Origin of the sequence: Catenulispora subtropica (assembly GCF_039531675.1) — a bacterium.
Taxonomy (GTDB): domain Bacteria; phylum Actinomycetota; class Actinomycetes; order Streptomycetales; family Catenulisporaceae; genus Catenulispora; species Catenulispora subtropica.
Genome location: NZ_BAAAQM010000001.1, coordinates 471,866 through 479,294 on the forward strand (window position 1 = coordinate 471,866; position 7,429 = coordinate 479,294).

Sequence of the window (7,429 nt, forward strand, 5' to 3'; positions counted from 1 at the left end):
GCCCCGGCGGCTCACGCATCAGCCGCCGCGGGGCCTAACCCCGCATGATCGCCTCGCACACCGCCAGCGACTCGCGCGCGCCGAGCGCGACCGCCTCGGCGTAGTGGTCGAGCCACGCGGCGCGGCCTTCCTCAGTCCCGCCGGCGTAGCCGCGCGCGGCGTCCAGATACGCCTCGACGCCCAGGTCGACGTGGCCGGCTTCGACCACGGCGAGCGACTGGGGGTCCAGACCGCGGTCGGCGAGGATCAGGCGCGAGGAGGCCCGCGCCAGGAGACCGTCGCCCCAGCCGAAGGGCTCGGCGATGAGGAGCTCGGCGTGAACCGCCGCGGCGACGACTACTGCGGGGACCGAGGCCGACTCCGGATCCCGCAGGTCGTTCGCCAAGGCGGTCAGCAGTGCCGCGGCCTCGGGGTCGCGCGGGCGGCCGACGTGGTCGGGGTCGACCGAGCCGGCGGCGGCCAGGAGATGCATCCGGGACAGGGCCTGGATCGGCGAGCGCTTCCAGACCGCCGCCAGAGCACCCAGTTCGCCCGAGATGCGGAGAGCGCCGCGGAGGTGGCCGGAGCCGTCTTCGTCCCCGAGGTCCGTGCGGCGGCGGACTTCCTCCAGCGGCCAGTCGGTGCCCGGTTCGCTGAGGGAGCCCAGCGCCGCGGAGGCGCGGGCGCCGCGGAGCTGGGACTCGGCGGTGACGCGAGAGGACTGGCTGCGCAGGACCTTGTGGCCGCGGACGCGGTCCACGGCCTGGCGCGCGGTCTCCGCCGCGGCAGCGGCGTTGGGGGCGGCGGCCAGGCGCCGGATCGGGGAGCTGCTGTCCATGCCCCGGACTCTACCTACTGGCCGGTAGTGGGGCCGCCACCCGATCGGAGGACGCGTTGTTGACGCGCCGCCGCCGGGACGCCGAGACTCGGCGCGTACCCGTTTTATTGAAAACGGTTGTCATCAGGCGCGGACCCCTCCGGGGGCCCGCGCCGTGGTTCCCTCTCCCCGCGCAAGGAGGTCCGGCATGCGCATCGCCCTGGTCGGCAAAGGCGGCAGCGGCAAGACGACGGTCTCAGCCCTGCTCATCCGGCACCTCGCGGCCGGCGGCCGACCCGTGGTCGCGGTGGACGCGGACATCAACCAGCACCTCGGCGCGGCGCTCGGCCTGTCCGACGCGGAGACCGCCGCGCTGACCCCGATGGCGGCGCGCCTGCGGGAGATCAAGGACCACCTGCGCGGCGACAACCCGCGCATCGCCGACGCCGAGGCGATGGTGAAGACCACGCCCCCGGGCCGTGGCTCGCGCCTGCTCCGGCTCGACGAGGACAACCCCGTCCACAGCCTGTGCGCGACACGGCTCGCCGGCGACCTGGAGAGCGTCCGCCTGATGGTGACCGGCGGCTTCGACGAACAGGACCTGGGCGTGGCCTGCTACCACTCCAAGGTCGGCGCGGCCGAGCTGTACCTGAACCATCTGGTGGACGGCCCCGACGAGTACCTGGTGATGGACATGACGGCGGGCGCCGACGCCTTCGCCTCCGGCCTGTTCACCCGTTTCGACCTGACCTGCCTGGTGGTGGAGCCGACCCGGAAGTCGGTGTCCGTCTACCAGCAGTACCGGGAGTACGCGAGGGAGTACGACGTCACCATCCGCGTGGTCGGCAACAAGGTCACCGGTCCGGAGGACGTCACCTACCTTCGCGAGCACACCGGCGCCGACCTTGTGGCCTGCCTGGGCGCGTCTACGTATGTCCGCGCCCAGGAACAGGGCCGCGACAAGGGCTTCGACTCCCTGGAGCCGACTAACCGCACTGCCCTGGCACGCCTTCAGCTGGAGGTGGACTCGGTATCGCAGGACTGGGCCAAGTTCACCCGGCAGGCGATCCACTTCCATCTGAAGAACGCCAAGGCATGGGGCGACCGCGCGACCGGCGTGGACCTCGGCGCACAGGTCGACCCCGACTTCGTCATGGGACCGGAAGCGTTCGTGGCACCGAGCTGAAGGCCACGATCTTCCCCACCACGTCCGGATCGATCAGGATCCGGAAGTGCCCGAGACTCGTCCACGGATCGAACTCCGCACCGGGCCACATCGCCTGCAGACGCTCTCCAGATGACACCGGCACCTGACGGTCCCCGAGGTCGTGGACGATCAGCAGAGGCGGAAGCGTAGCCGGGTCCACAACGCGCATGCGCTTGGGGATGTCGTAGACGTCCATGGACGCCCCCACACGCTGTTCCAGGACCTTGAGGAACCGGGTCCTTATACGTTCCCCGAACCCCAGCATCTTCGCGAACTCATAAGAGAACCCGATCGGGTCGGACATCGGCGCTATCACTGCGACACGACCGGCCGGAAGACCGTCGAGCACCGCCAGAACGACTGCGGCCGCACCGAAGGAGTGCGCGATCACAGCGTGGGGTTCCCCATAGCGCTCCACAGCGGTACGCAAGCTCTCTATGAACTCCGGAAGAGTCGAGAGACCACGACCGGCCATGCTCTGCGTGGAGTTCCCATGCCCCGGCGCATCGAAAGACACCACGCGATGCCCCGCGTCCACCAATGGCTGCACGAAAGCGTCAAGCTGCTCAGCTGTCCCTCCCCATCCGTGCATCAGGTAGACAGTCGGCCCTTCGCCCCACGTCCGGCCCCGCACCGTGCTGGCCCCGATCCGCATAGTGAACGGCTCACCCTCGGCGACTGGCGGCAGGGACTTGGGACGCCACGGCTGTTTGGGCACGGTCAGCCAGATCCGCTCGGCCCAGCGCGCGCCGGGCCCCGGCGCGAGGACCTCCAGCACCCGGAACGTGGTGCGCAGCGCACCGACCGCCACCACCTTTTTAGCACGAACGATCGTGCTTTTTTTGCCCGACGAAGAAGACGCGGAAGACATGGGACGATCCCCTCTCAGCGGTTGGATTCGATCAGCCGGGTGAAGGCGCGGCGCGCCCGGTCCTCGGCCTTGGCGTCACCGAGCAGGTGACGCGCCTGGAAGTGGATGAGCATGATCCCGTGCAGGTCGTGGGCGAACTGTTCGGGGTCGGCGTCCTCGGCGAAGAAGCCTTCGGCGATCCCGGTCCGGAACATCTGGGCCACGGAGTCGTTGAAGTCCAGATACATGCGGACCAGGCGGTCCCGCACCGCGCCCGGCTGGTCGTCGTACTCCCACGCCGCCGACGTGAACAGGCATTCCGCGCCCCCCTCGCGGGACACCCCCAGCCAGCTCTCGAACAGCACGGTGATCCGCTTCTCGCCGCGCGGCGCGGAGAGCGCGGGCCGGATGACGTCCTCCACGAAGGTCTCGCCGGCGAACTCCAGGACCTGGATCTGGAGCGCTTCCTTGGACTTGAAGTGCGCGAACAGGCCGCTCTTGGACATGCCCGTCCGCTCAGCGAGTGAGCCGATGGTGAGCGAGGCCAGGCCGCCGGACGCCGCGACGTCCACCGCCGCCTCCAGCACCGCCCTGCGGGTCTCCTCGCCCTTGCTCACGGTCCAAAAATAGCACGATCGTTCGCCGTGTGCGACGGATTCCGGCCGCCGACACGCGCGCCCCGCCGCTTTGCCCTCGACTTCGAACCCTGATCCCATCAGACTGGGGCATGTGGCATCGAACCCCGCCACCGTCGGCATCGTGGCCGCCCTCATCGCCCCGGCGGTCGCGGTGTCCCGCGCCGTCCAGCGGCACCGGCTGGCCGGCACGTCGGCCGAGCGCGCGGCGTACGCCGCCATGCACGCGGTCGCCCTGGCCGGACCCCCGCTGCGGGCCGGGCTCACCCCGGACTCCACCCGCCGCGCGGCCCGGCACCTGCGACCGCTGCTGGGCACCGCGGCCCTGGCCTTCCACGACACCGACCGCATCCTGAGCTGGGACGGCGCGGGCCAGCACCGGCACTCCCAGAATTCCTACGAGCTCTCGGTCGGGGCCCTCGACTCCGGAGACCTGCGGGTCCTGGGACCGGACGACGTGCACTGCGGCAGTGAGTCCTGCGTGCTCCGGCACGCCGTCGTCGCCCCGATCATCCCGCCGAGCAGCATCGGCGGGATCCGTGATGAAGGCGGCAGCTCGGCGATCGGCACCCTGGCCGTCTACAGCCCCAGTACCTCTGTCGCCCTGGTGCGGGCGGTAGGAGAGGTCGCCTACTGGGTCGCCACCCAGATCGAGCTGGCCGAGCTCGACCGTTCCCGGACCCGTCTGATGGAGACCGAGCTCAGGGCGCTACGGGCGCAGATCTCCCCGCACTTCGTCTACAACTCCCTGACAGCGATCGCCTCTTTTACGCGGACGGACCCGCAGCGCGCGCGGGAGCTCCTCTTGGAGTTCGCAGACTTCACGCGCTACTCGTTCCGCGCGCACGGCGAGTTCACCACGCTCGCTGAGGAACTGCGCTGCGTGGACCGCTACCTGTTGCTGGAAAGAGCGCGCTTCGGCGAACGCCTCCAGGTGACACTACGCATCGCTCCCGAGGTACTTCCTGTAGAAGTTCCCTTCCTATGCGTTCAGCCCATAGTGGAGAACGCAGTGCGGCACGGCTTGGAAGGCAAACCAGGCCCTGGCCACGTCACCATCACCGCCGAGGAAACACGCCACGACTACCGCATCACCGTGGCGGACGACGGCGTGGGGATAAGCGCCGACGTCCTGCAGGAGGCCCTCGCCCCGGCCGAGCCGGGCACCCGCACCTCCGTCGGTCTGTCCAACGTCCACGAGCGGCTGCGCGCGGTCTACGGCACGTCCCACGGCCTGCAGATCGAGTCCCGGCCTGGAGCGGGTACCACGGTGGTGATCCGGATTCCCAAGAAGCAGGGACGGCAGACCGCATGACCATCGCTCCGTCGGCAGGCCTGCGAGTCCTCGTGGTCGACGACGAACCGCCGGCCGTCGCCGAGCTGGCCTACCTCCTGTCCCGCGACCCCCGCATCACCTCGGTGCTGACCGCCAACGACGGCGCGGAGGCTCTGAGGGTCCTGAAGAACTCCCCGGTGGACGCCCTTTTCCTGGACATCCGGATGCCGGGGCTGGACGGCCTGGAGATAGCCGCTGTCCTCAACCAGTTCGCCACCCCGCCGTGGATCGTCTTCGTGACCGCCCATGAGGAGTTCGCACTGGAGGCCTTCGATCTGCACGCCGCCGACTACCTGCTCAAACCGGTCCGCTCCGAACGCCTCGCCGAGGCCATCCGGAGAATGACGCCCGCCGCGGCGCCCAGAACGACCGCGGAAACCGGGCCTTACGACGTCATCCCGGTGGAACTGGCCGGAGTCACTCGGTTCATCCCGCGCCAGGACGTCGCCTACGCCGAGGCGCAGGGTGACTACGTCCGTCTCTACACGGCCACGAGCAATCACCTCGTCCGCATCCCCTTGGCGGTCCTGGAAGAACACTGGTCCAGTGTCGGCTTCGCCCGCACCCACCGCCGCTTCCTGGTCCGCGTGGACGCCGTCTCCGAAGCCCGGTGGGAGAGCGGCCACCTGACCGTGATCGTCGGCGGCACGCCGATCCCGGTGGCCCGCCGCCACACCCGTGAAGTGCGTGAACGCCTAAACCACCGCTGATCGCACCACCTCGACCGCTCGGCTTCCGTTGGTCACCCGTTGAACGCGCCGCACAAGCCGTCCGGAGATCGACCTCTTATCCGCTCTGTCCTGATTTGGCAGCTAATTCCTACCGTGGTGGGAGAGCGGACCAATGAGGATCCGCTGCGACACACGACGAAGGGGAGACGAAGTCGTGAGCGAGACCACCACCACCGGGGCGCGGCTGGGCGATCCGGCACCGCTGGGCCTGTCCGGCCTGGCCATGTCGTTGGGACTGCTGTCCTTCCACAACACCGGCCTGATCAAGGAGGCCGGACTCACCACGCTGACCGCCGCCACCGCCGTGGTCTTCGGCGGCCTGGTGTCGGTCCTGATGTCCATGTGGGAGTACCGGCGCGGCAACACGTTCAGCGCGACCTTCTTCGGCGTCCTAGGAGCCTTCTGGCTGACCACTTACTGGGCCCACGGGAGCACCGGCGCCGACTACAAGTCGATGGGCCTGTACTTCCTCGGCTGGACGATCATCGGGGTCTACCTGACCCTGGCCGCCCTGAAGACGAGCGGGGCGACCCTGCTGACCACCGCCGGCCTCACCCTCACCTGGTTGTTCCTGGCCCTGGGCCAGTTCCAGAACAGCGCCGACCCCGACAGCCTGACCAAGGTCGGCGGGTGGTTCGGACTGGCGACCGCGCTGCTGGCCTTCTACGGCTCCTGCGCCGGCGTGGCCAACGAGACGCACGGGAAGCAGGTGCTGCCGACCTGGCCTCGCTAGTGGGGTCATCGACTGTTGATCGAGCGTAGATCACCAAGCGGCACCATAGAGCACGCCGCCCGCCGTAATGGGTCCCGGTGGGCGGCGTACCGCTGTTCCCACCACGCTCGAAGCCATCCGAAGTTCCCCCTAAAGGTAAAAGGTCTATACCAATAGACGCCAAAACCTTGTGCGGACGCCCCTCTCTTGGTGTGCTTCAGCGTGGATACAGTGTGACCGCTGCCATAAAGGATCGAACGAGGAGAGACGGTGTCGAACGAGGCCCTTTCCAACCTGCTGCACGAGGAACGCCGCTTCGCGCCGCCCGCGGCCTTCGCCGCCGCCGCGAACGTCAAGGCCGACGCCTACGACGCGGCCGAGGCGGACCGGCTGGCGTACTGGGAGAAGCAGGCCGAGCGCCTGTCCTGGGACACCAAGTGGAGCGAGGTCCTGGACTGGTCGGAGAAGCCGGTCGCCAAGTGGTTCGTCGGCGGCACGCTGAACGTCGCCTACAACTGCGTCGACCGCCACGTCGAGGCCGGCAACGGCGACCGGGTGGCGATCCACTTCGAGGGTGAGCCCGGGGACTCCCGCGCCATCACCTACGCCGAGCTCAAGGACGAGGTCTCCAAGGCCGCCAACGCGCTGACGGCGCTGGGAGTGGCCAAGGGCGACCGGGTCGCGATCTACATGCCGATGATCCCGGAGACCGCGGTCGCGATGCTGGCCTGCGCCCGCATCGGCGCGGTGCACTCCGTGGTGTTCGCGGCGTTCTCCCCCGACGCCCTGCGCGCCCGCATCGACGACGCCGGCGCCAAGCTGCTCATCACCGCCGACGGCTACCACCGCCGCGGCGGCACGGTGAACCTGAAGGCGAACGCCGACGAGGCCGTGACAGGCGCCGAGAGCATAGAGAACGTGCTCGTCGTGAAGCGCACCGGCGCGGACGTGGCCTGGGGCGAGAAGGACGTCTGGTGGCACGACACCGTCGGCGCGGCCAGCACCGAGCACACGCCGCAGGCCTTCGACAGCGAGACGCCGCTGTACATCCTCTACACGTCCGGTACCACCGGTAAGCCGAAGGGCATCCTGCACACCACCGGCGGCTACCTCACCCAGGCCGCCTACACGCACCACGCGGTGTTCGACCTCAAGCCCGAGA

At 69.2% G+C, this 7,429-nt stretch carries 8 protein-coding genes; 5 read left to right on the top strand and 3 right to left on the bottom strand.

The window, feature by feature from the left end:
- Positions 1–34: 34 nt before the first annotated feature.
- Entirely contained in the window at positions 35–817 is a 783-nt protein-coding gene (locus ABD466_RS02070; RefSeq protein ID WP_344655144.1) for an oxidoreductase, read from the bottom strand.
- A 187-nt stretch (positions 818–1,004) separates the two neighbouring features.
- Here ABD466_RS02070 and ABD466_RS02075 point away from each other — a divergent pair, with 187 nt between their 5' ends.
- Positions 1,005–1,982: an ATP-binding protein gene (locus ABD466_RS02075; RefSeq protein WP_344655145.1), complete on the top strand. Its 978-nt coding sequence runs from the start codon at positions 1,005–1,007 to the stop codon at positions 1,980–1,982.
- Here the strand turns inward: ABD466_RS02075 and ABD466_RS02080 are convergent.
- Both ABD466_RS02080 and ABD466_RS02085 read right to left on the bottom strand, forming a co-directional pair.
- A complete protein-coding gene (locus ABD466_RS02080) occupies positions 1,948–2,874 on the bottom strand; it encodes an alpha/beta hydrolase (protein ID WP_344655146.1) in 927 nt (308 codons plus the stop codon). The genes ABD466_RS02075 and ABD466_RS02080 overlap by 35 nt on opposite strands.
- Before the next feature lie 14 nt (positions 2,875–2,888).
- The gene (locus ABD466_RS02085; RefSeq protein ID WP_344655147.1) at positions 2,889–3,470 is read right to left on the bottom strand and encodes a TetR/AcrR family transcriptional regulator; all 582 of its coding nucleotides are present in this window, start codon (positions 3,468–3,470) and stop codon (positions 2,889–2,891) included.
- Positions 3,471–3,582: 112 nt separating this feature from the next.
- Here ABD466_RS02085 and ABD466_RS02090 point away from each other — a divergent pair, with 112 nt between their 5' ends.
- The 4 genes from ABD466_RS02090 to ABD466_RS02105 form a co-directional block, all read left to right on the top strand.
- Complete coding sequence (locus tag ABD466_RS02090; RefSeq protein WP_344655148.1) at positions 3,583–4,803, top strand: sensor histidine kinase; 1,221 nt, start codon at positions 3,583–3,585, stop codon at positions 4,801–4,803.
- A complete protein-coding gene (locus ABD466_RS02095) occupies positions 4,800–5,534 on the top strand; it encodes a LytR/AlgR family response regulator transcription factor (RefSeq protein ID WP_344655149.1) in 735 nt (244 codons plus the stop codon). Before ABD466_RS02090 ends, ABD466_RS02095 begins: the two co-directional genes overlap by 4 nt.
- Before the next feature lie 175 nt (positions 5,535–5,709).
- The gene (locus tag ABD466_RS02100; protein ID WP_344655150.1) at positions 5,710–6,288 is read left to right on the top strand and encodes an acetate uptake transporter; all 579 of its coding nucleotides are present in this window, start codon (positions 5,710–5,712) and stop codon (positions 6,286–6,288) included.
- 249 nt (positions 6,289–6,537) lie between these two features.
- Positions 6,538–7,429, top strand: an 892-nt coding sequence (locus tag ABD466_RS02105; protein ID WP_344655151.1) for an AMP-binding protein, incomplete at its 3' end; no start/stop codon positions are given.

Bases quoted from the DNA above. Each gene is read 5' to 3' on its own strand.
- ABD466_RS02070 (WP_344655144.1), bottom strand. From the start codon at position 817: ATGGACAGCAGCTCCCCGATCCGGCGCCTGGCCGCCGCCCCCAACGCC.
- ABD466_RS02080 (WP_344655146.1), bottom strand. From the start codon at position 2,874: ATGTCTTCCGCGTCTTCTTCGTCGGGCAAAAAAAGCACGATCGTTCGT.
- ABD466_RS02075 (WP_344655145.1), top strand. From the start codon at position 1,005: ATGCGCATCGCCCTGGTCGGCAAAGGCGGCAGCGGCAAGACGACGGTC.
- ABD466_RS02095 (WP_344655149.1), top strand. From the start codon at position 4,800: ATGACCATCGCTCCGTCGGCAGGCCTGCGAGTCCTCGTGGTCGACGAC.